The organism is Allobosea sp. FW305-C-101, from assembly GCF_058783685.1.
This window is the reverse complement of sequence record NZ_JBYSYT010000001.1, coordinates 650535-674339: the sequence shown is the minus strand read 5'-3', so window position 1 is coordinate 674339 and position 23805 is coordinate 650535. Positions and strand designations below refer to the sequence as shown.

The following is a 23805-nucleotide window of genomic DNA, read 5'->3' as shown; positions in this document are numbered from 1 at the left end:
CGCCGGCGAGCATCCTCTCCTGCACGGCACCCCATGCTCGAAAAATTCGCATTGCTCGGCTTCGGCCCTTCCGGCTGGGGGCCGGCGCTGCTTCAGGGCGCCGCCACGACGCTCTCGGTCGCGCTTGCAACCCTGCCATTCGGCCTGGGGCTCGGCCTCGTCATCGCTCTGTTGAAGCGCTCCGACAACGTCCTGCTGCGCGCGCTGGCGACGATCTACACCACCGTGTTCCGCGGCGTGCCGGAGCTTCTGACGCTCTACATCATCTATTTCGGCATCCAGATCCTGGTGCAGCAGGTCTGGTCGGGCTTCTCGATCCCGCCCTTCGGCGCCGGCATGGTCGCGCTCGGCATGGTGCTTGCCGCCTTCTCCAGCGAGGTCTGGGTCGGCGCGCTGAACTCGATCCAGAAGGGCCAGCGCGAGGCTGCTGCCGCGCTTGGCCTGTCGAAAGCGCAGGCCTTCCGCCTCGTCGTCTTCCCGCAACTGATCCGCGTGGCGCTGCCCGGCCTCGGCAATAACTGGATGGTGCTGCTGAAGGAGACCTCGCTGATCTCCGTGATCACGCTGCAGGACATCATGTTCATCGCGACGCGGGCCAATGTCGTGACCAAGGAGCCGTTCCTGTTCTTCGGCACGGCGATGCTGCTCTATTTCTTCTTCTCGCTGGTCTCCGCCTGGGGCATCGACAAGCTCGAACAGCGCACCAATCGCGGCCAGGCCGCCTTCGGCGGAGCCACGCGATGAACTGGTGCGAGTATCCCGGCTACGCGGTCGGCAGCGAGGTCCTGCAGAACTACGGTTGCCGCATGGCGAGCGGCCTCTGGGTCACCTTCGAGCTCGTGGCGATTTCGGTGGCCATCGGCTTCTTTCTGGCGCTGGGCCTTGCCGTGGCCCGGCTCTACGGTCCGCGCTGGGCGCGGATGGCGGTGAGCGGCTACACCACCTTCCTGCGCGGCACGCCGCTGCTCTGCCAGCTCTTCCTCGTCTATTACGGGCTCGGTCAGTTCCGCGAGTTCTGGCAGGGCATCGGCCTGTGGTGGTTCTTCCGCGAGCCGTTCTTCTGCGCGCTCTTCACCTTCACCATCAACACCGCCGCCTATCAGGCCGAGATTCTGCGCGGCGCCATCCAGGCGATTCCGCGCGGGCAGTTCGAGGGCGCGCTCTCGCTCGGCCTGCATCGCTGGGCGACCTTGCGCCTCGTCGTATTGCCGCAGGCGATGATCCTGGCGCTGCGCCCGCTCGGCAACGAATTGATCGTGATGATCAAGTCGAGCGCGATCGTCTCGCTGGTGACGCTGTTCGACCTGATGGGCGCGACACGGCTCGCCTTCGCCCGCTCCTTCGACCTCACGATCTATCTCTATGCGGCGCTGATCTATCTGGTGCTGGTCGAGATCATCCGCCGCATCTGGGACAGGCTCGAAATCAGGCTCAGCCGGCACATGGCGTTGCGTTGACCCGGTCTCAGCCGGGCAGGGTCAGCACGACCGCGCCACGCGGCGTCGCCACGACGGTATGCTCGTACTGAACGGTGGGCGCGCAAGGGTCGCTGTAGAGCGTCCAGCGATCGCCATCGGCATTCTCGGCCCAGTCGGCACCCAGCGATAGGAAGGGCTCGACAGTGAAGACGAGCCCGTTCGTCATGGTCCGGCGCTCGCTGCGGTCCGGCCATGTCGCGATCTCCGTCGGCTCCTCGTGGAGCGAGCGGCCGACCCCGTGGCTCGCGAGATTGCGCACCAGCGTATAGCCGTTCTTGTCGGCGAAGCGCCCGACTGCCTTGCCGATCCCGGCCAGCGGCTTGCCGGCACCGACCTGTCCGATGCCCGCCCAGAGCGCACGACGGCCGTCACGGCAGAGCCGGTCCAGCTTCGGCCTGACCGGCGGCACGGCGAAGGACGCGCCGGTGTCGCCGAAGAAGCCGTTCTTCTCGGCGGAGACGTCGATATTGACGAGATCGCCCGCGAGGATGCGCCGCGCGCCGGGAATGCCGTGGGCGATCTCCTCGTTGACGCTGATGCAGGTCGCGCCAGGGAACTCATAGGCCAGTTCCGGGGCAGGGCGTGCGCCATGGCGTTCGAGATAGTTGCGGCCGATCGCGTCGAGTTCGGCCGTGGTCATGCCGGGCTCGATCGCCTTGCCCATGGTCGCGAGCGCGCGGGCCACGATGCCGCCGATCTCCTTCAGCGCCTGCAATTCGTCGTCGTTGGATATGGTCATGCGCCGGAGCTAAGCCGAGGCCCTGCAAGCCGCAAGGGAAAAGCCGCATGGGCGAATGGCGCGCAATCGCCTTCCCCGTCCGGCGCGTGCACGCTAAAGCGGGTCTATCTTCGGAGAAAAGCGGGAGTTCGGCATGGCCAAAGTCGCATTTATCGGTCTCGGCGTGATGGGGTTTCCCATGGCCGGCCATCTCAAGGCCAAGGGTCATGAGGTCACCGTCTACAACCGCAACCCGACGAAGGCGCAGGAATGGGTCTCCCGGCATGGCGGCCTCTCGGCGCCGACCCCGGCCGATGCCGCAAAGGGCCAGGAGATCGTCTTCTGCTGCGTCGGCAATGACGATGACCTGCGCTCGGTGACGATCGGAGAGAACGGCGCCTTCGCCGGCATGGAGAAGGGCGCCGTCTTCGTCGATCACACCACGGCTTCCGCCAATGTCGCGCGCGAGCTTTCTGAAGCTGCGAAGCAGGGCGGCTTCGGCTTCGTCGATGCACCCGTCTCGGGCGGGCAGGCCGGCGCCGAGAACGGCGTGCTGACCGTGATGTGCGGCGGCGAGCCCGAGACCTATGCCCGGGTCGAGCCGGTGATCGCGAGCTTCGCGCGCATGTGCAAGCTGATGGGCCCGGCCGGCTCCGGCCAGCTCACCAAGATGGTCAACCAGATCTGCATCGCTGGTCTCGTTCAGGGCCTGTCGGAGGGCGTCCATTTCGCCAAGCGCGCCGGGCTCGATGTCGAGACCATGCTGGAGGTCATCTCCAAGGGGGCGGCGGGTTCCTGGCAGATGGAGAACCGCGGCAAGACGATGAACCAGAACAAGTTCGATTTCGGCTTTGCCGTCGACTGGATGCGCAAGGATCTCGGCATCGTCCTCGACGAGGCCCGCCGCAATGGCGCGCAGCTCCCGGTCACCGCGCTGGTCGACCAGTTCTATGCCGAGGTCCAGAAGATGGGCGGCAATCGCTGGGATACGTCGAGCCTGATCGCCCGCCTCGAAAGCTGAGCCCAGGCCGGCCCGGTGCGCTCAGGCTGCCGGGCCAGGACGCGCCCGCACGAAATAGACGGCGGCGAGGCCCGCCGTCGTCAGAATCCAGACGAACAGATTCATCGATTGCGGCCAGAGTGTCACCAGCCAGCTGATCAGCACGGTGAGAGCCGCGCTGAAGCCGAGCTGGACCGCACCTAACAGGCCGGCGGCCGAGCCTGCCAGCTCGGGCCGGGCCGAGAGCGCCTCTGCCGTCGCACCGGGGATCGTCATGCCGTTGCCGACTGCGTTCAGGGCCAGCGGCAGGAACAGGGTCAGCGGCGACCACCAGGGCGAGAACGACAGGGCAAGCGCTACGGCGGTCCCGACGAAGGAGATCACCAGCCCGCGCCGCACCATCGTCTGCGTGCCGACGCGCACGGCCAATCGCGACATCGCGAAATTGCCGACCATGTAGCCGAGCGCGTTCAGGATGAAATAGGTGCCGTAGACGTCCGAGCCGCGCCCCATCGTCTCGACGACGATATAGGGCGTCGCCGCGATGAAGACGAAGAAGGCCGATGAGGCCGATGAGCCCGCCGCGACGTTCAGCATGAAGTCGCGGTTGCGCACCAGTTCCGGAAAGACGCGGAAGATGCCGAGCAATGAGCTCTGCTGGCCGAGATTGGGCGCCGTCTCCGGCAGGCGTGCGAGCGTGAAGACGAGTACGGCAGCACCGAACAGCGTCATGAACCAGAAGATCGCGCGCCAGCCGAAGGCGGTCTCGATCTGGCCGCCGAGCCAGGGCGCGATCATCGGCGCCACCACCATCACCATGGTGACGGTGGCGATCTGGCTCGCGGCATGGTCGCGGTCGGCGGTGTCGCGGATGATGGCGCGCGACAGCGCGAAGACGGCGCCGCCGCCCGCACCCTCCAGCACCCGCGCAAGCAGCAGGACATGCGTGGTGGGCGCCATGGCTCCGAGCACCGAGCCCAGCGCGAACAGGGCGATGCCGGCATTGACGCAGGGGCGCCGCCCGAAGCGATCGGAGAGCGGTCCGATCACCAGCTGCGTCAGGGCGACCGCGACGAGGAACAGCGTCAGCGTGAGCTGGATCGTGGCGTAGTTCGAGGAAAAATGCCGGGCGAGTGCCGGCGTCGCCGGGGCGAGCAGGTTGAGCGCGATCGGCTGCAGCGCCGAGATCGCGACGAGGATCGCGAGCGTGGGCTTGACCGCAGCCCCGGTCACGCCGCGGGCTTTCGGGTGAGCTTCAGGTTGGAATCGGGCCGCACGCGCTGCCGGTGCATGGTGTAGAGCCCGCTGCCGACGATCAGCGCGACGCCGATAAAGGCGTAGAGGTCCGGCACGTCGCCCCAGACGGCATAGCCGAGCACGGTGGCGAAGACGATGATCGCATAGCGGTACTGCGAGATCACGCCGACATCGGTGCGCCGGAAGGCGCTGATGATGAAGAAGGTGCCGACCGTGACCAGAATGGCGGCGAGCGCGACATAGGCAGTCTGGATGCGCCAGACCGGCACCCACTCCTCGGTGAGGCCATAGGCGACGGCGACGATGCCGACGAGGGTCGTCGTGGTCAGCGACACCACGGTCGAGGGCACGTCGTCGCCGATGGTGCGGGTCGTCAGGTCGCGGGCGGCGACGAGGAAGGTGCTGATCACGGCGACGATGGCGGCGGCGTTGAAGGATTCGGCACCCGGCCGCACGACGAAGAGCACGCCGACGAAGCCGACGGTCAGCGCGACCGCCCGCCGCCAGCCGACGGTCTCGATGCGCAGAAGCACCGCCAGCGCCACGATGAGCAGGGGCGAGGCCATGTTGATCGCGGTGAGGTTAGCGAGCGGCAGCAGTCCGAGCGACCAGCCGAAGGTCAGCGCGCCGAAGGCCTCCAGAATGCCACGCTGCAGCACGCGGGGCCGGAAAGCCAGGCGCAGCCGGTCACCCTCCCGCGCGGCCAGCACAAGCCCGAAGCCGACCACGACCGCGAAACAGGTCCGGAGCGCGATCGCCTGTCCGGCCGGATAGGTTTCGCGGGCGAGCTTCATGAAGACGTCGTTGACGACGAAAAGCGACATCGCCACGAGCATGAAGATGATGCCGCGGCGGTTTTCGGCTGCACTGGCCAAGAGATCAAATCCAGTTCGGAAGGCTTCAGGCCGGCAGGCGCGACAGCGAGAACGGTTTCAGGTCGAACGGGGACTGCCCGACGGTCGACAGATCGGCGAGAATCTCGCCGATCGCGCTCGCGAACTTGAAGCCGTGGCCCGAGCAGGCGGATGCGAAGACAGCCTGTGGCACGCCCGGAACCGTGTCGATGATGAAGCCCTCGTCCGGCGAGACCGTGTAGATGCAGCCCTTCACCGTCAGCGGCTCGCCGGCGGCGTCGGGGATATAGCGTGACAGGCATTCGCGGATGCGCGCGACCTGAGCGGCGCTCGGCGTGCGGTCGGGGTCGCGCGGGTCCATCGGCTCGCGCCCGAAATGCGGGCCGCCGAGCTTGAAGCCGGGGTGCTCGTAGAGCGGGAAGCCGTAGAAATTGCCTTCCTCGACACTGAGGATGAAGACCGGGAAGGCGCCTTCGCGGAACAGCTCCGGCCGGCGCGTCGTGAACCAGCCGATCGTCTGCTTGACCGTGCTGACCTGTTTCGCCAGAGCCGGTACGGCATCGGCGATCCAGCCGCCCGAGGTGATGACGAGGCGCCCGGCCGAATAGGTGCCGCGCTCGGTGCGCACGATCACGCCGCCCTGCGCCGTCGGCGTCCAGTCGAGCAGCGGCTCGTTGGTGCGAACCTCGGCGCCGCGCGATTGCGCCAGCCCGACATGGGCATAGATCGCCTTCTCCGAGGCGACGAAGCCGCCGTCAGGCTGCCACAGGCCGATATGCCCTTCCGGGAGCTGGAAGGCGGGAAAGCGACGGGTCACCTCCGAGCCTTCCAGGACTTCGTGCGTCAGCCCATGGTCGAGGCAGGATTGCAGCGAGGATTCGACCGGACCGCCGCCCTTGGGCGCGAGATCGAGCGAGCCTGTGACATGGAGCAGCTTCATGCCGGCCTGCTCGCCGGTCTGTGCCCACAATTCATGCGCCCGCTTCACGATCGGTACGTAATGCGAGCCCTCGAAATAGGCGAGGCGGATGATGCGGGTCAGGCCGTGGGATGAACCCATCGTGTGGCCGAGGTCGAAGCGCTCCAGCCCGAGCACCTTCAGCCCGCGCTGGGCCAGATGCCAGCATGCGGCGGACCCCATGGCACCGACGCCCGCGACGATGACGTCATAGCTGTGCTGGCTCATGGCTGCCTGTCCCGGTGGCGCGTGAGACCCAGCCATACAGGGGCTGGCGGCGGGGGTCCAATGCGTCTCCGGCAAGGGCGACGTGCGGCGGCGTGGAAGCCTTTGTTAACGGGCCGGGACCATAACCGGATGCAAGGCTTGACCTATGGTGAGACTGGGCTGGGGATGCGAGGCAGGATACGACGCTGGCTGGGCGCCGGACATGCGGTGGAGGACATCCCCGCGGCGGCGCTGCCGGCGGAGGAGGCCACGCCCCATCCGGCTGCGATCCAGCCCTATGACCCCTCCGCCCATGATGCCGTCGACGATATCGAGCGCGACATCCTGCTCGCGATGCAGCGGCTGACGAAGGAACTGGGCGAAGTCGAGGAGCGCTCGGCCGAATCCGAGAGCGGCTCGCGCACGATCCTGGAGAATACCGGCAGCATGCGCATGGCCGTCGGCGCCGCCAGCGAGAACGCCTCCGCGCTTGCCGCCGCGACCCATCAGGTCTCGCAGGCGGCCGAGCAGGTCGATGGCGCGATGGTGGACGTTCGCGACAAGCTCGATGCTGCCGTGTCGCGTGCCGGCGAGGCGGCGCTGATGCTGGATGGCCTTGCCGTCGCGACCGGCGAGATCAGGGGGATCGTCGATTCGATCGCCGAGATCGCCCGCCAGACCAATCTTCTCGCACTCAATGCAGCGATCGAAGCCGCGCGCGCCGGTGAAGCCGGGCGCGGCTTCGGCGTCGTCGCGCATGAGGTGAAATCCCTGTCCGTCGAGGTCAGCGAGGCTGTTGGCCATATCCGCGAACGCGTTGATCGGCTGACCCGCGCCGCCCAGGGCTCGACCGGCATCGTCAACGACACCTTGCAGATCGTGCGCGACGTCAACCCGATCATGGTGACGATCGGGCGGGCCTCGCAGGAACAGGCGAGTTCGACCGCCGAACTCTCGCGCAATGCGCGGGAGGCGGCTCTCTTCGTCGAGGGCGTCGCACGACGCGCCGACGAGATCGACCGCATCGCCCATGAGACGGTCGCCGAAAGCGAGCGCGCCCGGCGGGCGACGCAGAAGGGCAGCCGGCTCGTGGGCAACATGCTCAGGCGCTTCAAGCCCGTTCTCCGCCATTCGGCCTTCGCCGACCGGCGCCGTTTCGATCGCTTCCCGACGGCGCGCAAGGCGCATCTCGTCATTGGCAGCCTCGATGTTCCCGGCCGGCTCGTCGATCTCGGACGAGGCGGGGCCTTGCTGGCCGGCTCGTCCCAGGCGCGATTGCCGACCGGCGGTGCGGGCGTGGTCACGATCGAGGGCCTGCCGCCGCTGCCTTGCCGCATGACGGGCACCAGCGAACTCGGCATGCATCTCGCCTTCGCGGGCGATGCCGCCGCCGGCTGCGGCGCGCTGGCGGGCATGATCGAAGAGATCGAACGCTCCTATCGTCCGCTGATCGAACGCGCCCAGGATTTCGCCCGCGCGGTTTCGGGCGCGATGGAGCAGGCGATCGCGCGAGGCCTGCTCTCGGAGAACGATCTGTTCGATCTCCGTTACGTTCCGGTGCTCGACAGCGAGCCGAGGCAATATCTCAGCCCCAGCCTGCCGGCGCTGGAAGCCGTCCTGCCGCCACTGCTGGCCGGCACGCTCGCTTCCGATCCGCGCCTGGTCTTCGCCTTGCCGAGCGATCGCAACGGATACGTGCCGGTCCATCACCCGGCCTGGTCCCAGGCGCAGCGCGCCGGTGATCCCGCCTGGAACGGGGCTTATGCCCGCAACCGGCGCATCATCGACAGCCGTGCCGGCCTGAGTGCCGGGCGTTCGATCCGGCCTTTCCTCGTCCAGCTCAGCCGGCATGAGACCGAGGACGGCCGCAGCGAACTGCTGAGCGAGGTCAACGCACCGCTGCGCGTCCGCGGCCGCCACTGGGGTGGCGTGCGGATGGCATATCGGCTTTGAAGGGTGTCATTGTTGCGCCTGTAGCGCGTGTCATCCCGCACGCGCTGCGGCGCGCAGTGCCGCTGCGCAGATGCGGGACCGTTATCAGGAAAGCGCGCCTTCTCGCCTTACGGTCCCGTGTCTGCGGCGCACCGCTTCGCGCTGCACCGCGCACGGGATGACAGCGCGTTGCGCTGCCTTACAGCCGGTCCCAATTCACGCTGATGGCGAGCTTCTGAAAGGCCTGCTTCCACAGCGTGGCCGCCTGTTCGAGCCGCGCGGCATCATACACGCCCTGGACCTGATGCACGCTCAGCTCCCAGCTGGACGCACCTGAATCCTGCCAGACCTTGCCGAGCAGGCGCCGCAGGCGCTCCGGATCGCGCGCGCCGGCCGCATTGCCGAACATCGTGAACTGGTTCGAGTTCTGCAGCATGTCGGAGACGAGCAGGATCTTGCGATCCCCGGTCGGGACGCGGTTCTCGCGGCGCGACGCGACGTCCCCGATCGCCTCGACGATCGGGGACTGGTTGCCCTTGCCGGGCTGTGTCAGCACGGTCAGCGCCTCGTCGAGCGGCCGGCCGAACTTCTCGACCCATTTGACGTATTCGCGCCGGGGATTGCCGATCAATTCGCTTGCGGTCTTGCCGGGATTGCAGAGCGAGACCAGCGACGGGAAGCCGGGCTCGAACACGTCGTTGAAGACATAGATCGACAGCATCCGGTCGGTCGGCAGTTCATCGCCGACCTGCTTGACGAGCGCCTTCAGCCGCTTCGCCTGCACCTCGCTCCACGGATCGCTCTTGTCGACGAGGATCAGCGTGTGCCCGACAGGCCCGGTCTTCGGGCACAAGGTCTCCTGGTCGCGCGGCGGGCCGCGCAGCAGGGAAGGCGCCGCGAAGAAGCCGACAAGGCCAAGCCCGGCGAGCACGGAGGCGACGATCGCCCAGTTCTCGGTCTTCATGCCTCGCTCTCTAGCGCTTCATTGCGGCGAAATCCTCTGCCGCCTGTTTCTGGGCCGCTTCGTCCTGCTCGAAGGCTTCGCGCCCGGCCTGCACCGCCCTGAGCTTCACCTGCTCGATCTCGCCGGCGAGGTCGATGCCACGCAGCAGCACCAGCCGGTCGCGGAGCTTGGCCTCGATCAGGGCCGGCATGCTGGTGAGTTGTTGCTCGAAATCGTCGATCTGGCGGCGCGCCGCGACATATTCCGGCAGTTCGGCCGGCTGGTCGATCTCGGCGAGGTTGAGCGATTGCGTGAAATAGGCTGGGGCCAGATCGGTGCGCACCCGGAGATTGGCCTCGCGATACTGCATCATCGCGGCGTCCTTGGCGGCGCGCAGCTGGCCCAGCCGCGAGAGATAGAGATCGCGCGCCTTCTCCGCCGCCGCCTTCACGCCCTGCAGCTTGCCGAGCTCGTCGCGGCAATCCTCGCGGAAGCCGTCGACCTGGGTGCGGATCGCCTCCAGTTCCGGCAGCAATTCGGCATCGAGCCGGCGCCGCTCCTCCTCGACCGCGCTCCAACGCTGGCGCCAGCGCTTATAGGCGGTGGCGTGGCCGGGATAGGTGCCGAAGGCGGTATAGCCCTTGCTCGCCGAGACGAAGGCAACGAGGCAGCCGATGATGACCAGCGCGACCGACTTGATGTCGTAGATCGCGAAGGGGTTCTCCATCATGCGCGGCATGACCTGGAAGGAGCGCGCATCGGGGTTGGCGATCAGCATCTCCCGGTAATGCCCGACGGCGAGATTGAACAGCACGATCAGCCCGATCATGCCGGCATAGGCCGGCAGCGCCCAGAACAGGTGCGAGCTCTTCACATGCTGGCAGTAGCGTGCCGGTCCGACCCCCATGAAGAAGCCGAGCGCGACGTTGAGCGCGGAGATGATGACGGCGGTGGCGGCGCCGCCGACCAGGCCGAAATCGCTGGCTTCGGCGAAGAAATTGCCGTTGAGCAGGCTTTCGATCACCAGCGGCACGACCAGGAAGAACAGGATGAACTGCCATTTGTCGAGCTTGGGATCGGCCCGGCGCTTGTTCTCGTAGTTGAAGAAGGCGTATTCGCGCTTGGCCCGGAGCGCGTCATAGACGCGCTGCTCCAGCTCGCCGCCATGCTTGCTCAGCATCGCGCGCATCGTCGCCTCGACGCCGCGTACCCGGCCCTCGAAGCGCTGCTGCGTGAACAACTCGCGCCGGCTGACGATCTCGGCCTGGATGGCGTTGAGGCTTGCCGCCGCCTCCTGCCGCAGCGTGGCGAAATGCTCGCGCGCCCGGGCGATCAGGGTCTGCTCGGTCTGGGAGAGCATCGTCGCATGGGCCGGCGGCTGGTTCTCGACCGCATCGCTCGCGCCGTGATGTCCGGCCTTGACCGACTCGGCCAGATGATGAGCGGTCGGAGCAGGCGTCATGCGTACGGCCCGCAAGGCCGGGCCCTCATCATTCGCCATGGGCGGCTCGCATCAGGAAATGGCGGGCCTCGACGATATCGGCCCAGAAATCGCGGAAGCCGGGATAGGCCGGGCGCAGATAAGCGCGCTTGAACCAGATTGTCAGCGCGACGAGGCCGCAGAGGCCAAGGGTCGGCAGAATCGCGCCCGCAAGAGCTGGAATTCCCTCGGCAGCCAGGTGCGAGACCATCAACGCCAGCCCGAGCGCGCTCGCGATCGCCAGCAACGCCAGAACACAATGGCGCCCGGTATCGTAGGCGAGCTGTAGAGCACCCGTCATGATGACAATGGAAAAGGCCGCGCAGAGCTCAAGCACCGCAATCCCCGCGACCACAGCGGCGATACCGGCCATGATTCCTGTCGGAGAGGCCGGCGAGAGCACGAGGAAGACGCTGCGCGCCGAGGACCAGGCCAGGAACAGGCAAAGGAGTAGAGTCGCGAGGAGCAGCATGGCGATCAGGGGCAGCGCACGCCGCAGATTCGCGGCCATGATGGCGAGCCGCGCCGCATGGGTCTGCCTGACGGCGCCATCGATCGCACTCGCGACCGCCTTGATCCGGCGGGCCATCGCCTTGAACTGTGACCGCATGCAACTCCACCCGTCGCCGGGACGGTGACCGCATTCGGCTGAAGGGTCAAGCGAGCGCCGGGCGTCGAGTGGCGCTCAGCCGCCGGTCACGCTCATGTGCCGGCCGACGGCCGGGCCGGAATGGCGGCGGTCGATGATGAAGTCGTGGCCCTTCGGCTTGCGCGCGATCGCCTCGTCCATGGCGCGGAAGAGCAGGGCGTCGTCCTGCGAGGCCCGGACCGGGGCGCGCAGGTCGGCCGCGTCCTCCTGGCCGAGGCACATGTAGAGCGTGCCGGTGCAGGTCAGGCGCACGCGGTTGCAGCTTTCGCAGAAATTATGGGTCAGCGGCGTGATGAAGCCGACGAGCCCGCCGGTCTCCTTGACGCGGACATAGCGCGCCGGCCCGCCGGTGCGGTAGGGGTCGTCGACGAGCGTGTACTTGTCCATCAGGCGGCCGCGCACGACCGAGAGCGGCAGGTACTGGTCGACGCGGCCGACCTCGATCTCGCCCATCGGCATGACCTCGATCAAGGTCAGGTCCATGCCGAGCCCGTGCGACCAGAGCATCAGGTGCTCGATCTCGTCGTCGTTGACGCCCTTGAGCGCCACCGCATTGATCTTGACCCGCATGCCGGCCTTGCGCGCCGCCTCGATGCCGTCGAGCACGACCTTCAGGTCGCCCCGGCGGGTGATCTCGCGGAACTTGTCGGGGTCGAGCGTATCGATCGAGACGTTGATGCGGCGTACGCCATAGCCCGCCATCTCGTCGGCATAGCGATGCAGCAGCGAGCCGTTGGTGGTGAGCGTCAGTTCGTCCAGCGCGCCCGAGGTGAGATGGCGCGAGAGCGAGCGGAACAAGCTCATGATGTCGCGGCGCACCAGCGGTTCGCCGCCGGTCAGGCGCAATTTGCGGGTGCCGCGCGCAACGAAGGCGCTTGCGATCCGGTCGAGTTCCTCGAGTGTCAGCAGTTCCTTGCGCGGCAGGAACTTCATGTCCTCTGACATGCAATAGACGCAGCGGAAATCGCAGCGATCCGTCACCGAGATGCGCAGATAGGAAATCTTGCGGCCGAACGGGTCGACCAGGGGCGACCGCGTCAGCGGCTTCATGTCGTCGAGCAGCACGTCTGCCTCACGTTCCCGCATTGTGGAGCGGCCGGTCCGCGCAGGATGCGGGCGCGCCTTCACATTGCTATAGCATGACATTGGCACTGCGCCCGTGAAGGTCAAGCGCCTACCGGCTAACGCCTGCGAAGGACGAATACCGCCCATGTCATCCTGGCCGACCGAACTGCGCCTCTCCAAGGATCGCCGAACCCTGCATGTGACCTTCGAGGACGGCGCGAGCTTCGCGCTGCCGGCCGAGCTTCTGCGGGTCGAGAGCCCCTCGGCCGAGGTCCAGGGCCATCATCCCAGCCAGAAGACGATCGTGCCGGGCAAGGCCGGGGTCGAGATCCTCCGGGTCGAGCTGGTCGGCCATTACGCCGTCAGGCTCGGCTTCGACGACATGCATGAGACCGGCATCTACGCCTGGGACTATCTGCGCGAACTCGGCGAGCAGGGCGAGGAGAAGATGCGCGTCTATGTCGCGGCGCTGGCCGAGAAAGGCCTGTCGCGCGAAAGGCGGTAAGTGTCGGCCTGCGACGATCTCGATCGCCCGGTAAGGAGCGGGAAGCGAGCGTTCGAGAGAGATACGCCAGCTTGACGGTCAGTTCTCTCCGCACTCACGATGATGCGCCAAGCGCGAAAAGGGTTCGGCATGCTCCGCCTTCACTACTACCCGGGCTTCATCAGCCTTGCGACACACATCGTGCTTGAGGAAATCGGCGCCGAATACGAGCTGGCCTTCGTCAATCTGCACAAGGGGCCGAGCCAAAATCCATCATATCGCGCCCTTCACCCAGATGGCCTGGTTCCGGCTCTGGAGGATGGCAGCCTTGTGCTTTTTGAGAGCACCGCGATCATTCTGCATTTGCTTGAAATGAATCCGGATGCGTCGCTGATGCCGGGGCAGGGAAGTGCCCTGCGTCCGCATTTCTATAAGTGGCTCATGTGGCTCTCCACGGCGCTGCACCCCAATCTGTCGCTGTATCTGCACCCAACCAAGGTTGTTGAGACAGTGGAGGCACAGGAAGAGGTGAGGAAGGCAGCCGAGGCTCGGGTCGATGCTCAATTCGATCGTGTCGAGGATGAATTCGCGCGACATGGTGGCCCGTGGCTTCTGGGCGATGCCTACAGTGCAGCCGATGCTTACCTCTTCACATTGGCGCGATGGTCACGCGGAATGACCCGATCTGCCGCGAGCCGGCCTCTGCTTGGCGCTTACCTGCAACGCATGATCGAACGGCCGGCCGTGCAGCGCGTGCACGCCCAGGAGCATATTCCGCAGCCTTGGATTTAAATCGCGCCTGTTCAGAGAGCGGTTAGGTGTGGAGCCTCAACGAAAAAGGCCGGCGTTTCCGCCGGCCTTTTCATCGAAATCTGTTGGTCGCTCAGCGCGCGACGACGACGCGGGTGCCGACCTTGGCGCGCTCGTAGAGGTCGATCACGTCCTCGTTGAGCATGCGGATGCAGCCCGAGGAGACCGCCTGGCCGATCGTCTCCGGCTCGTTCGAGCCGTGGATGCGGTAGAGGGTCGAGCCGAGATAGAGCGCGCGGGCGCCCATCGGGTTGTCGGGGCCGCCCGGCATGAAGCGCGGCAGGTCGGGGCGGCGCTTCAGCATCTGGGCCGGCGGCGTCCAGGTCGGCCATTCCTGCTTGCGCGAGATGGTCTGGGTGCCCGCCCAGTCGAAGCCGGGGCGGCCGACGCCAACGCCGTAGCGCACGGCCTTGCCGTCCGACATCACGAAATAGAGGCGCCGCTCGGCCGAGTCGATCACGATCGTGCCCGGCTTGTGCTTGGTCGGGTAGTCGACGACTTCACGCGGAATGGCGGTGGCCTGCGCCTTGGCCGGGTCCACGTACTGGACGAGCGGCTGGCGGGTCAGAGGGTCGATTTCGGCTCGGGCGGCGGAGCCCAGAGCGAGCAGGCCAAGGCCGGCGAGCAAGGCCAGGCGGGTGGAGCGGATCATCGGAGGAACCTCGGGCGGGTCGGGACGGCTGGTCGCGAAAATGACGCAGAAAAGTCAACGTCTCCTCAACGTCCTGTCAGCTTCCCCAGGGGCGTGCAATCGGCCCGCAATCACATCGACGGGAGCGATCGAGCTTTGCCATGCTGCGTTGCGCGCATGCAACATTGCCCGTGGGCAGTCAGCTCCTCAGCACGACGCAAGCGCCGCGATCGGCCTGGATGCGCCGGCACAAGGCGACGGCCTCGGCGCGCGTCGCTGCGGGCAGCCGTACCCGGTAGAAGGCGCGCGTACCGCGGCTGCGCAGGCGCGTTCCGATCACCATCGGCGGCAGTGTCCCGATGATCGCGCGATGGCGGGCGCCGGCCCGCTGGAAAGTGGCGAGCGCCCGCGCCTTCGAGAAATTGCCGGCAAGCTGCACACCCCAGGGCGCGAAGGGCGCTTCCGTGATCGCCGGCAGGGCAGGGCGCGATTGGCGGATCGCGACGAGCGTGGGTGCGCAATTCGCCAGCGGATCGCCGTCGCGGGTCGCTGGCGGCATGGGTGGCGAGCGCCCGTCGCCATTGGCACGGTCGATCGCCTCCTCCGCCCAGTCGTCGGCAGTCCGGCCGGTGATGGCGAAGACGTAGTTCTCGGTCTCGCTCGGCAGGAAGCGCGTCTGTCCGGCCTTGCGCGCGGCAAGCCAGCCTGCGACGCGGTTCGGCCCGCCATTATAGGCCGCTGCCGCAAGCCCCCAGTTACCGAAGCGGTCGCGCAGCTCCGCCAGGAAATGAGCTGCCTTGGGTACGGCCTGTTCGGGGTCGAAGGGGTCGATCAGGCCGCGCTCGCGCGCCGTCCCGGGCATGAACTGGGCGACCCCCTGCGCACCGGCCGGGCTGGTGACGCCCGCGCGAAAGCTCGATTCCTGGAAGATCAGCCGGGTCAGGAAGGCGGCGGGCACGCCCTGCGCCTTCGCTGCGTCGTCGATCAATCGGCACAGCGCATCCTGGATGCCCGACGAAGCCGGCTGCGGCTCCTCCGCCGCCTGCGCCGGCGCGGACAGCAGCGCGGCGGCGAGCAGCAGCGCTGCAAGCCGTTTCGGCAAGCAGGGCGAACGGAGAAAGCGGCCGGGCATCATTGGCCTTCTCTGCCATGTCTGGGGCGCTGCGGCCATGCAGCGCGCCTTTCGCGTTGTGACGAGGCGCTGGCCTGTGCGATGAGAACGCCGCGTTGTCGCCGGCTCATCGGTCGTGACGCCCTTGTTGAATGAAACGTCGGAGCGGAAGGCCGGAATGGCGAAGGCCTGGATCAAGTGGTCGCGATGGTTTGTCGGGGCGGTGGCGATCAGTGCCGGCCTGCTCTTCGCCTTCGTCGCGGTGCTCGACCCCTTCGGCATGCGCGTCCATGCCGGGCAGGCGTCGCGGCCGATCATGGATATCAACCAGCGCTTCATGTACCCGCAGCTCGTCCGCTCCGGGCGCTTCGACGCGGCGGTGATCGGCACCTCGACGATGCGCCTGCTCGACCCCGAGCTCCTCTCGCGCGGTCTCGATGCCCGTTTCGTCAATCTCGCGATGAACGCGGCGACGCCCTGGGAGCAGACGCAGATGGCGCGGCTCGTCCGGGAGCATGTCCAGGCGCCGAAGCGATTGATCTGGGGCATCGACACGACCTGGTGCGAGGCGGATGCCACCGACGAGGCCAAGCGCTTGACGCCGCGTCCGGTACCCGCATGGCTGTCCCGCGAGGTCGGCTGGAGCGACTGGCCCAAGCTGCTCAACCTGACCAATCTGGAGATTGCCGGCCGGCTCATGGCTCATCGGCTCGGCTTGTCGCGCGAGCGCATCCGCGGCGACGGCTACGAGGTCTTCACGCCGCCCGAGGCGAGCTACGATCTCGCCCGGGCGCGCTGGCACATCTATGCCGGCAATGGCGGTGTCATTCCCGACCTTGCGCCTCTGTCGCCGTCGGCCGCCGTCGCCCCGGCCGAGAGCACCAGCTGGCGTTTCCCGGCCTTGTCATGGCTGGAGGAGAACATCGCGGCCTTCCCCAAGACCACGCAAGTGATGCTGGTCCTGCCGCCCGCCCATCTGATGGCCTATCCGCGCGAGGGATCGGCCGCCTGGCAGCGTTATGCCCGCTGCAAGGCCGAGGTCGCTGCGCTGGCGCGCCGCCAAGGTGCGGTGGTGGTCGACTACGCCCATGCCTCGCCGATCACGGCGCAGGACGCCAATTACTGGGACCCGCTGCATTTCCGGCTGGCGATCGCGGCCCGCTTCGGCGAGGAGCTCGCCCGGATCGGCAAGGGCGGTGCGCCGCAGGACGATGGCGCGGCGGTCGTGCTGCGCTGACGACAGCGTTGAAATCTCTTGATGAGGCGGGTGGCTGGTCGCAGCGGCGCCAGTTCCTTGGGCGCGGCCTGGCCTGTCTGTCGCTCTCTTAATCCGCCCGTAATCGGTCCGCGGGGGCGCTCTCGGCTAAAGCCCGTTCACTCGCCTCGGAATGGGCCAGCGGAACATGGCACTCGGCGCGATGCGGGCTGGCACCCGCGGGAAGGGGGCGCGTCGTTGGGAGGCGGCGCGCTCCCTTTCTCACGCGGGTTGCGCGTAGGAGCATAAGCTGGCCCGGCAAGCCGCGCGCATTTGAGCGCTCGTGCTTTGAGAAGACTGAAAAATCCGGGAAAATGGTGGGCGATACAGGGATCGAACCTGTGACCCCTCCCGTGTGAAGAGTGAAGTCTAGGTCTGCTAGCATATTATGTATCCCTATAGGTACATATCACAGCGCGAATTTTATGGCGTGAAATCAATCGCATAATGGCGTATTATCCATTACAGGACTTTACGATGCCCTTGCAATTTGGTTGTTGCCAGCATGTTGCCAGACGTTCCCGAGGCTTCCGCGAAGCGCTCTCCGGCGCTCAAGCTTCGGCTGACAGACGCGAGCGTTCCCGGCTTCGCTTTGCCCGAGGGCAAGGCCGAGCTTTTGGTCTGGGACGCAGGCATGAACGGCCTCGCGCTCCGGGTTGGGAAGCAGCGGCGTTCGTGGGTCTATGTCTACCGGCCCGCTGGCGCAGGGGCGCGCGCTAATCCGCAGAAGATAGGCCTAGGCGCTTGGCCGGCAATCTCCGTTTCAAAGGCGCGTCAATTGGCGCAGGCGCAAGCCGGGCAAGTCGCCAGCGGAAAGGACCCTGCTTTGGCGCGTCGCGAGCAAAAGCGCCTCGAGGCTTCCAGCGTCGAGAAGGTGCTAGATGCCTATGAAGCGAGCCTGACAAGGCGGAAATATGCGAACCTGCACACAGCCATGTCAGTGCTGCGCCGTGGCTTGGCTGGGCTCGAAAAGCGCGACGTTGCCACGCTGACGCGCCGCGACCTGGTCACCTGTATCGACAAGGCGGCGATCCGACGTGTGGTCGAGACGCCCGAGGATAAGCGCGGGCCTCGGCGAGCGCGAATGCAAACCTTGGGCGGGCCAGGTGCGTCGGACGATCTCCGCACCCGGTTGCGAACCTTATTCGAGTGGACGACCAATAGCGGCATCACGCCTGCCAACCCACTGGCAGGGCTTCGTCGACAGCGCTCAACACGCGCGCAGCGGATCAGCCAGGATGAGAAGGGCAGGGCGCTGACGACCGATGAGCTCGGCCGGGTGTGGAACGCCGCAGATCCGTCAACGTCATTTGGCCGCTATGTTCGAGCGCTCATCCTGACGGGTGCGCGGCGCCGAGAGATGTCGCGGCTGACCCTGGCGATGGTCAGGCCCGACCGCCTTGTGCTTCCTCCGTCTCACACCAAGCAGGGGAGGCCGCACCAGATTCCAATCGTTCCGCTGCTCCAATCGACGCTAGCGCGATGCCCTCGGCAGACAAGCGGTGTGGTCTTCGCCTCCCGCAAGACTGGCGGGGAAATGAGCGGCTTTACGAAGATGCTCGACAAGCTCGAGGCGGAAGCCGGCCTGCGCTTCACGCTGCACGATCTGCGCCGGACTATGCGTTCGGGCCTAACTGAGCTCGGCGTGGATGACACAACGGCGGAGATGATGCTGGCTCACCAGCGCGACGAGCTCGAGCGGATCTATGATAAGAATGATAGGTGGTCGGCGCGCGTCCTGGCTGCGCGGAGGTGGGCGATCCGCGTCTATCTCGCGGGCCGGCTAAAACGGTCCCAGGCCACGGTAGGCAGTCTCTAGATATTGCGTCCTAAGCACGGATGCAGTACCATATGTGTAGTGCCCGTTCCCGCGGGACGTCGCCTGCCACATACTTCGCAAGATCGCCTGAGCAATAGCCTCTAAAGACGCAAGCTCGCTCGATCGCAGGCCACAAAGAGACCTACCCTCACAAGCTCCATAGCCAACAAGTCGCGACATTTATCCGGCGGGGCCGGGCTTCCTGTGAGGAGGTCCGATTATGAGCTTTGATGTTGACGTCATCGATGCGGCGGAGCGCGTTCGAAATTCCCGAGAGCCACGCAAGCGGCGATGGGACCGCGTTCCTGATTTGTCAGGAGCGCCAGATGAGCTGTTGCTCGCGCCATCCGAAGTCTCTGCGCTCTCCGGCATCGCGGAGATCACGCTTTACGTCTGGCGAAAGAAAGGACGCGGCCCCGCCTGGCTCGTCGTTGAGGGCATGCCGCGGCTGAAGCTCGGCGAGTATCGCCGCTGGCTCAATGCGCCGCTGAACCCCCAAAACTGAAAAGCCCGGCGCCGTCAGCACACGGACACCGGGCAAAGCAAGGCTTTCAGCAGATGGAAGAGTATAACAAAGCTCTCGTTGGGTCAACTATTGTTCTGCTTGACGATGTGCGAGATACCGCAAATTCCGCTGTAATCGCTCCAAGAAGCGACAGTAATCTTCGGAATTCTGCAGTTTCACATGCTCGCAATGGCTTCAAGGTCATTCCTTTGGCGCCGAACGGCAAGGAGCCAGCCTTCAAGGGGGTTGATTGGAAGGTATTGGCGTCGGACAACCCTGACCGGGTGCACCGACTTTGGTCCGAAGCGCTAAGCGGCGACCCACTCGACTATAACATCGGGATTGTCACGGGCGGCGGTTTGTTCGTCGTGGACATCGACAACAAGAACGGGAAGGAGGGCAGCCGCTCGCTCCGAGAACTGGAGCGCACGATAGGGACGCTTCAGCCAACCAGAACGGTTCTCTCACCAAATGCGGGTGAGCACAGGTACTTCCACGCCGAGGATGTCGAATGGCTCTCCGGTGGCGCGAATAAACTCGGAGAAGGGCTCGATATCAAAGGCGACGGCGGCTATGTGGTCGCGCCCGGATCCGTCATCAACGGCAAGACCTACGCCGTCGTGCATGATGTCCCGATCGCAGTTGCTACTGAGGAGCTGGTGGATTTCGTACGGGCCCCCAAGCCAATGGTGCGCAACGCGGCGCCCACCATCGAGCTCGACCTGCCGGAAGCCATCACCGCCGCGGCCAAATGGTTGCAACGTCATGCCCCGGAGCACGGCACCTATAACGTGGCCTGCAGGGTACTCGACCATGCGGTGAGCGTCGACACGGCCGTTGAGCTGATGGTCGAGCACTGGAACCCGCGGCGTATCGAGCCGAGGTCCGAGGAACACATCCGTGACCGCGTCGAGCACGCCGAACGATACAGGCGAACGCCCGTCGGCTCATCGTCCGCGGAGCTTGAGTTTGACGATGTGAGCGATGAGGTCAGCACCGATGCGGGGATTCCCGTTTCGCCAGCGGCTCGCCCAAACGACGCATGGGCCTTCCAGACAGCGGACGAAGCCGACCGCGGCGCGCTCACGGCAACGCACAGGCCCCTCGTGCGTGACTATCTCGATTGCGGCGCCATGTCGCTGCTCTACGGCGCGCCAGGGCAGGCCAAGACGTTCTCCGCGCTCTATCTGGCTTATTGCGTTGCCTCCGGGCAACCATGGGCCGGCAACCGCGTCACGCAGGGCCTTGTCTTCTACCTGGTGGCCGAAGGTGGCGGCGGCTTCCGCAAGCGCGTCAGGGCGCTCAAGCAGGTCTATGGCTTCGATGCTGACCTGCCACTGGTGTTCCTGCCGCTCTCGGTCGACCTGCGCAACCCCACGGACGTCAAGGGCCTCGCCAGAACCATCCGGGCGGCCGAGGAGCGGTTCGGCCAGAAATGTGTGCTGACGGTTATCGACACCGTGTCCCGCGTGCTCGCCGGCGGCGATGAGAACTCGTCTACCGACATGGGCGGGCTCATCAAGAACTTCGACAAGATCCGCGAGGCGATCGGCTGCCACCTGATGGCCATCCACCACACGGGCAAGGATGACAGCCGCGGCGCCCGTGGCTGGTCCGGCCTGAAGGCGGCGCTCGATACCGAACTCGAGGTCAAGGACGGCGCCATCACGGTGAAGAAGCAGCGCGATCTCGAGTTCGCGGAGCCGGTCGTCTTCCATCTGGAAGGCGCCGCCATCGGCCAGGGGCCGGAAGGCGAGAGCGTCACGTCGGCCGTGGTGCGCATTGGCGAGAAGCCGAAACCCGTCGAAGCGGCGGAAGAATTCGAGCACGCGCTGACCGAACGCGAGGAGCAGATGCTTCGGGCATACGACCAGGCGGTGCAGGAAAAGTATGGCCGAGAATACTTGAAGGGGCGGCGAGAGTTCTTTTTGTCCGGCCCAGAATGGGACGCCCAAATGACGAAAAACCTTCTCGTCATTGGCGCGAATGACGAGCTGTCTCGGCAGACGTTTGACGCCTATCGACGAAAATTGACGAACAAACGCTTTATCGGAAAAGGCAAGCGTGGCCAATGGTTTAGGGAGAAATGACGAAGAATGACGAAGAATGACGAGAACATCTCCGGTCATTCGGATGGAATGACGAGCCTCTCCCCCACCACTAAGAGTGGGGGAGGCTCGTCATCCGTGACCAGCAGAGCCTATGCAAATGATCCTCGCGCTCTGGCCGACGAAGATTCACTCACGGCGCCGAGCGACGATCCGCTCTGGGATGATGTTTGCGAAACGCTGCTATCCCTGGCGAAGGCGCAGCCGAAGTCGACGACCGCGCCGCAGCAGCTAGCTATGCCTTCGTCGGGCCCCGCGACTCGTAGGCAGCTCCTGCGGGAGGCCGCCCGGCGGCGGCCGCCAGGAGCGGGGACCATGGCCGCTCGGACCCTGGCCGCGTTGGAACCCGGTGCCTGACTGAGCGCGCAGGACATCGCAAGGCGCGTCGGCGCTCGCCAGCGAGCGTTGGCGCCCGACCTCTACACTCGGCTCTGGAGCCGCGGGTGGGTCGAGCAAATCGACGATCCCGATCCCAAGGGGCGGCCGATTCCGGGGAAGGGGCCGCGGGGCCCGAAGAAGCTCTGGCGCCTGACGGCCTTGGGCGAGGCTGTGAGGGCTGCGGTGCTCCAGGGGGCCACCCAAATAGCCGAATACGAAAATCGACCGCTGGTGGGCGCAGGCGAAAACCCGAGGCTGCCGGAGTCGTCAGCCTGCCGTAGGCTGAGGCGCAGGGTCGCAAGGAGGCGGAGCCGTGAAAATCGGGCATGAATTCACGAGCCGCGGCCAGCGGTTCAGCTGCGTGGGCAGCGAAGACTATCTGACTCTGCGCGGGGAATGGATTGAGCTGATTAAGCTCGAAGCGGCCTGCGCAGACTGTCGGCGTTCATTTTCGTTGAAGGCTGCAATGACCGCGATCCGGCGGGCCAATCTCAAGCGACGCTGCGATCGCTGCAAGTCGCCAGGGGTGGCGACGCGCGCAACCAAAGCCCTGCAGCAAAAACGGGCCGTCAAACTGGTTGCGCTGGATCAGGCAGCGCAGAAGGCCGTCAGGAAAGCGACGCGACCCCTCCCGCGGCCGAGACGAGGTCATGCAGCCGTTAAGCTATCGACGGTCGTCGAAAAGCCTGCGGAAGTGCACATGAGAGCGATCCCTACTAAGGCAAAGATGTTCTCATGAGATCGTCAGTCGTCGATGTAATAGTGTAACATTAGAAACTGCCGAATTTCTCGGCTTCGCCTTTGAGCGCGGCGTTTGATGATCGACCGGGATGAGATATGCGCTCGAATAATCTCACGCACATTCTACAAGTGGCGAAGCGCCTTTCCGGGCTCGTTCGCGACCGTAGCCGCCGCTTTCCGCTACGGCAGATCCATGGCATCCTCGAAGCCGAGGGGGATTAGCCATGAGCGATCAGCAGAATGCCCTGTGGGGCGACGGCCCGGCCTTGCCGAAGATGCCAGTCCCGGAAACCCGGCTCGAGCTGAAGCTTGAAGCTCGCGATACGCCAGCCGGCCGAGCCTACGAGCTGCGGCTGTTCCATGCCGAGCTCGCCGTACTGTTCCTGGGGCTGCTCGCCATTATTTTCGGCGCCACCTGGCTGCTGGCGATCGTGGCCGCCGCACTGTTCGTGATCGGGGCTATGACAGCAGTCGACAAGTTCTCCTGGCTGCAGACCGAGGTCATTGCGTCCGCGATCACAGCCGGCCTGCTGGTCGGGGCCGCCTATAGCCTTCGTGAGCTCGGTGTGGCCTCGGATCGCATTTCGGCCATGCTGGCCGTCACTGAGCCCGCAGCGATCGTGACGGCTGCCACCGGCGTCATCGTTTGGCACGCGTTCCTAACGTTCAATGCTGCGGCCGGCATTGCCGCGCGGCTCGATGAGAGTTGAGATCCCGTTAAGCCCTAGATGACTGATCGCGAGCGCAGAGAAATGCTTGTAACCAATGCTTTATGAGATTTTCAGCGAGGGCGCCAATGGCTACATTAACTTTCGACCGACGCGAAGCCATCCTCTTATCCTTGGGGGCTTTCGGCCCATTAGTCGTAGGCGCCGGAACAAGCTATTCTCAGAGTATTATTAGCGACGCTGATGTGGCTGCGGCGATTGCCCGAATCGAACAGTCCGCCAGGAACGCTGGTTTGGTACTGCCACCTAACGTTACACGCTCGCCTGCAGGGGCAAATTCGGGCAATTATCAATCTTCGATGCCGAGGCTTGTGGAGCTGATCGAGTTTACGAGCAAGTCCAACACAAACATCGCTGATGATGCAGCTAATATTCTCGGCGAGGTCAATAAGCGTGAGCGATTTGGTAAGACATCAGCGTCTTCCACGGGAGCTGATAGGAGCCCGAGACCAACACCGTCTAGCCTAGAATCTGAATACAGGACATTATTCAGATCGTGCCGGGTGAATAATAGTAAGCGTGGATTGCTCAGGTGGTACATTGGTAGGATCAATTCTGAAAGATCTCGATATTTGTCAGTAGAGAAGGCGACGGGCGCGCCTTGGTATTTTGTAGGGATAATTCATGCCTTGGAAGCTAGTCTTAACTTCCGCGGTCATCTTCACAACGGGGATGTCCCCCTCACCGAGCGCAC

Annotated in this window: 22 protein-coding genes; 12 read left to right on the top strand and 10 right to left on the bottom strand. The window is 65.5% G+C overall.

Going from position 1 to position 23805, the window contains the following annotated elements; translation table 11 throughout:
• The first annotated feature begins 33 nt into the window (after positions 1-33).
• Positions 34-744, top strand: coding sequence for an ABC transporter permease (locus AC3WMA_RS03175; protein WP_492283949.1), 711 nt, complete (start codon positions 34-36; stop codon positions 742-744).
• Complete coding sequence (locus tag AC3WMA_RS03170; protein ID WP_492283948.1) at positions 741-1457, top strand: ABC transporter permease; 717 nt, start codon at positions 741-743, stop codon at positions 1455-1457. Before AC3WMA_RS03175 ends, AC3WMA_RS03170 begins: the two co-directional genes overlap by 4 nt.
• Positions 1458-1464: 7 nt before the next feature.
• Here AC3WMA_RS03170 and map read toward each other — a convergent pair whose 3' ends face one another.
• A complete protein-coding gene (map, locus tag AC3WMA_RS03165) occupies positions 1465-2217 on the bottom strand; it encodes a type I methionyl aminopeptidase (RefSeq protein ID WP_492283947.1) in 753 nt (250 codons plus the stop codon).
• Between the two features lie 133 nt (positions 2218-2350).
• Between map and AC3WMA_RS03160 the strand changes: the two genes are divergently transcribed.
• Positions 2351-3217 (top strand): NAD(P)-dependent oxidoreductase, encoded by an 867-nt coding sequence (locus AC3WMA_RS03160; RefSeq protein WP_492283946.1) that lies wholly within the window; start codon positions 2351-2353, stop codon positions 3215-3217.
• A gap of 21 nt (positions 3218-3238) precedes the next feature.
• Here the strand turns inward: AC3WMA_RS03160 and AC3WMA_RS03155 are convergent, their stop codons facing one another.
• Genes AC3WMA_RS03155 through solA form a run of 3 tightly spaced genes read right to left on the bottom strand, consistent with a single transcriptional unit; the run spans position 3239 to position 6493 of the window.
• Positions 3239-4429: a multidrug effflux MFS transporter gene (locus AC3WMA_RS03155; RefSeq protein ID WP_492283945.1), complete on the bottom strand. Its 1191-nt coding sequence runs from the start codon at positions 4427-4429 to the stop codon at positions 3239-3241.
• On the bottom strand, positions 4426-5328 hold the full coding sequence (locus tag AC3WMA_RS03150; RefSeq protein WP_492283944.1) for a DMT family transporter: 903 nt from the start codon (positions 5326-5328) through the stop codon (positions 4426-4428). Before AC3WMA_RS03150 ends, AC3WMA_RS03155 begins: the two co-directional genes overlap by 4 nt.
• Before the next feature lie 25 nt (positions 5329-5353).
• Positions 5354-6493 carry an N-methyl-L-tryptophan oxidase gene (gene solA / locus AC3WMA_RS03145; protein WP_492283943.1) on the bottom strand — a complete coding sequence of 380 codons (1140 nt, stop codon included), beginning with the start codon at positions 6491-6493 and terminating at the stop codon, positions 5354-5356.
• A 207-nt stretch (positions 6494-6700) separates the two neighbouring features.
• Between solA and AC3WMA_RS03140 the strand changes: the two genes are divergently transcribed.
• The gene (locus AC3WMA_RS03140) at positions 6701-8425 is read left to right on the top strand and encodes a methyl-accepting chemotaxis protein (RefSeq protein WP_492283942.1); all 1725 of its coding nucleotides are present in this window, start codon (positions 6701-6703) and stop codon (positions 8423-8425) included.
• 178 nt (positions 8426-8603) lie between these two features.
• Here the strand turns inward: AC3WMA_RS03140 and AC3WMA_RS03135 are convergent, their stop codons facing one another.
• From AC3WMA_RS03135 to moaA, 4 genes are all read right to left on the bottom strand, one after another.
• A complete protein-coding gene (locus AC3WMA_RS03135; RefSeq protein ID WP_492283941.1) occupies positions 8604-9368 on the bottom strand; it encodes a hypothetical protein in 765 nt (254 codons plus the stop codon).
• A gap of 10 nt (positions 9369-9378) precedes the next feature.
• Positions 9379-10848: a hypothetical protein gene (locus AC3WMA_RS03130; protein ID WP_492283940.1), complete on the bottom strand. Its 1470-nt coding sequence runs from the start codon at positions 10846-10848 to the stop codon at positions 9379-9381.
• Positions 10838-11437 (bottom strand): hypothetical protein, encoded by a 600-nt coding sequence (locus tag AC3WMA_RS03125; RefSeq protein WP_492283939.1) that lies wholly within the window; start codon positions 11435-11437, stop codon positions 10838-10840. The genes AC3WMA_RS03130 and AC3WMA_RS03125 overlap by 11 nt, the downstream gene beginning before the upstream one ends.
• Positions 11438-11512: 75 nt before the next feature.
• The gene (gene moaA / locus AC3WMA_RS03120; protein WP_492284733.1) at positions 11513-12526 is read right to left on the bottom strand and encodes a GTP 3',8-cyclase MoaA; all 1014 of its coding nucleotides are present in this window, start codon (positions 12524-12526) and stop codon (positions 11513-11515) included.
• A 160-nt stretch (positions 12527-12686) separates the two neighbouring features.
• Between moaA and AC3WMA_RS03115 the strand changes: the two genes are divergently transcribed.
• Together AC3WMA_RS03115 and AC3WMA_RS03110 are read left to right on the top strand one after the other, a co-directional pair.
• Entirely contained in the window at positions 12687-13046 is a 360-nt protein-coding gene (locus AC3WMA_RS03115) for a gamma-butyrobetaine hydroxylase family protein (protein WP_492283938.1), read from the top strand.
• Positions 13047-13175: 129 nt separating this feature from the next.
• The gene (locus tag AC3WMA_RS03110) at positions 13176-13817 is read left to right on the top strand and encodes a glutathione S-transferase family protein (RefSeq protein WP_492283937.1); all 642 of its coding nucleotides are present in this window, start codon (positions 13176-13178) and stop codon (positions 13815-13817) included.
• 91 nt (positions 13818-13908) lie between these two features.
• Here the strand turns inward: AC3WMA_RS03110 and AC3WMA_RS03105 are convergent, their stop codons facing one another.
• Together AC3WMA_RS03105 and AC3WMA_RS03100 are read right to left on the bottom strand one after the other, a co-directional pair.
• Positions 13909-14487, bottom strand: a complete 579-nt coding sequence (locus tag AC3WMA_RS03105) for a L,D-transpeptidase (RefSeq protein WP_492283936.1) — start codon at positions 14485-14487, stop codon at positions 13909-13911.
• A 178-nt stretch (positions 14488-14665) separates the two neighbouring features.
• A complete protein-coding gene (locus tag AC3WMA_RS03100) occupies positions 14666-15598 on the bottom strand; it encodes a lytic transglycosylase domain-containing protein (RefSeq protein WP_492283935.1) in 933 nt (310 codons plus the stop codon).
• 157 nt (positions 15599-15755) lie between these two features.
• On the opposite strand from AC3WMA_RS03100, the gene AC3WMA_RS03095 reads away from it, so the two are divergent.
• The 6 genes from AC3WMA_RS03095 to AC3WMA_RS03070 all read left to right on the top strand — a co-directional run bounded on the left by AC3WMA_RS03095 (position 15756) and on the right by AC3WMA_RS03070 (position 23093).
• Positions 15756-16814: a hypothetical protein gene (locus tag AC3WMA_RS03095; RefSeq protein ID WP_492283934.1), complete on the top strand. Its 1059-nt coding sequence runs from the start codon at positions 15756-15758 to the stop codon at positions 16812-16814.
• A 523-nt stretch (positions 16815-17337) separates the two neighbouring features.
• A complete protein-coding gene (locus AC3WMA_RS03090) occupies positions 17338-18651 on the top strand; it encodes a tyrosine-type recombinase/integrase (RefSeq protein WP_492283933.1) in 1314 nt (437 codons plus the stop codon).
• A 220-nt stretch (positions 18652-18871) separates the two neighbouring features.
• The gene (locus tag AC3WMA_RS03085; protein WP_492283932.1) at positions 18872-19156 is read left to right on the top strand and encodes a hypothetical protein; all 285 of its coding nucleotides are present in this window, start codon (positions 18872-18874) and stop codon (positions 19154-19156) included.
• Between the two features lie 53 nt (positions 19157-19209).
• Positions 19210-21246 (top strand): AAA family ATPase, encoded by a 2037-nt coding sequence (locus AC3WMA_RS03080; protein ID WP_492283931.1) that lies wholly within the window; start codon positions 19210-19212, stop codon positions 21244-21246.
• Between the two features lie 709 nt (positions 21247-21955).
• Positions 21956-22381, top strand: a complete 426-nt coding sequence (locus tag AC3WMA_RS03075; protein WP_492283930.1) for a hypothetical protein — start codon at positions 21956-21958, stop codon at positions 22379-22381.
• Positions 22382-22607: 226 nt separating this feature from the next.
• On the top strand, positions 22608-23093 hold the full coding sequence (locus tag AC3WMA_RS03070) for a hypothetical protein (protein ID WP_492283929.1): 486 nt from the start codon (positions 22608-22610) through the stop codon (positions 23091-23093).
• Positions 23094-23805: the final 712 nt, after the last annotated feature.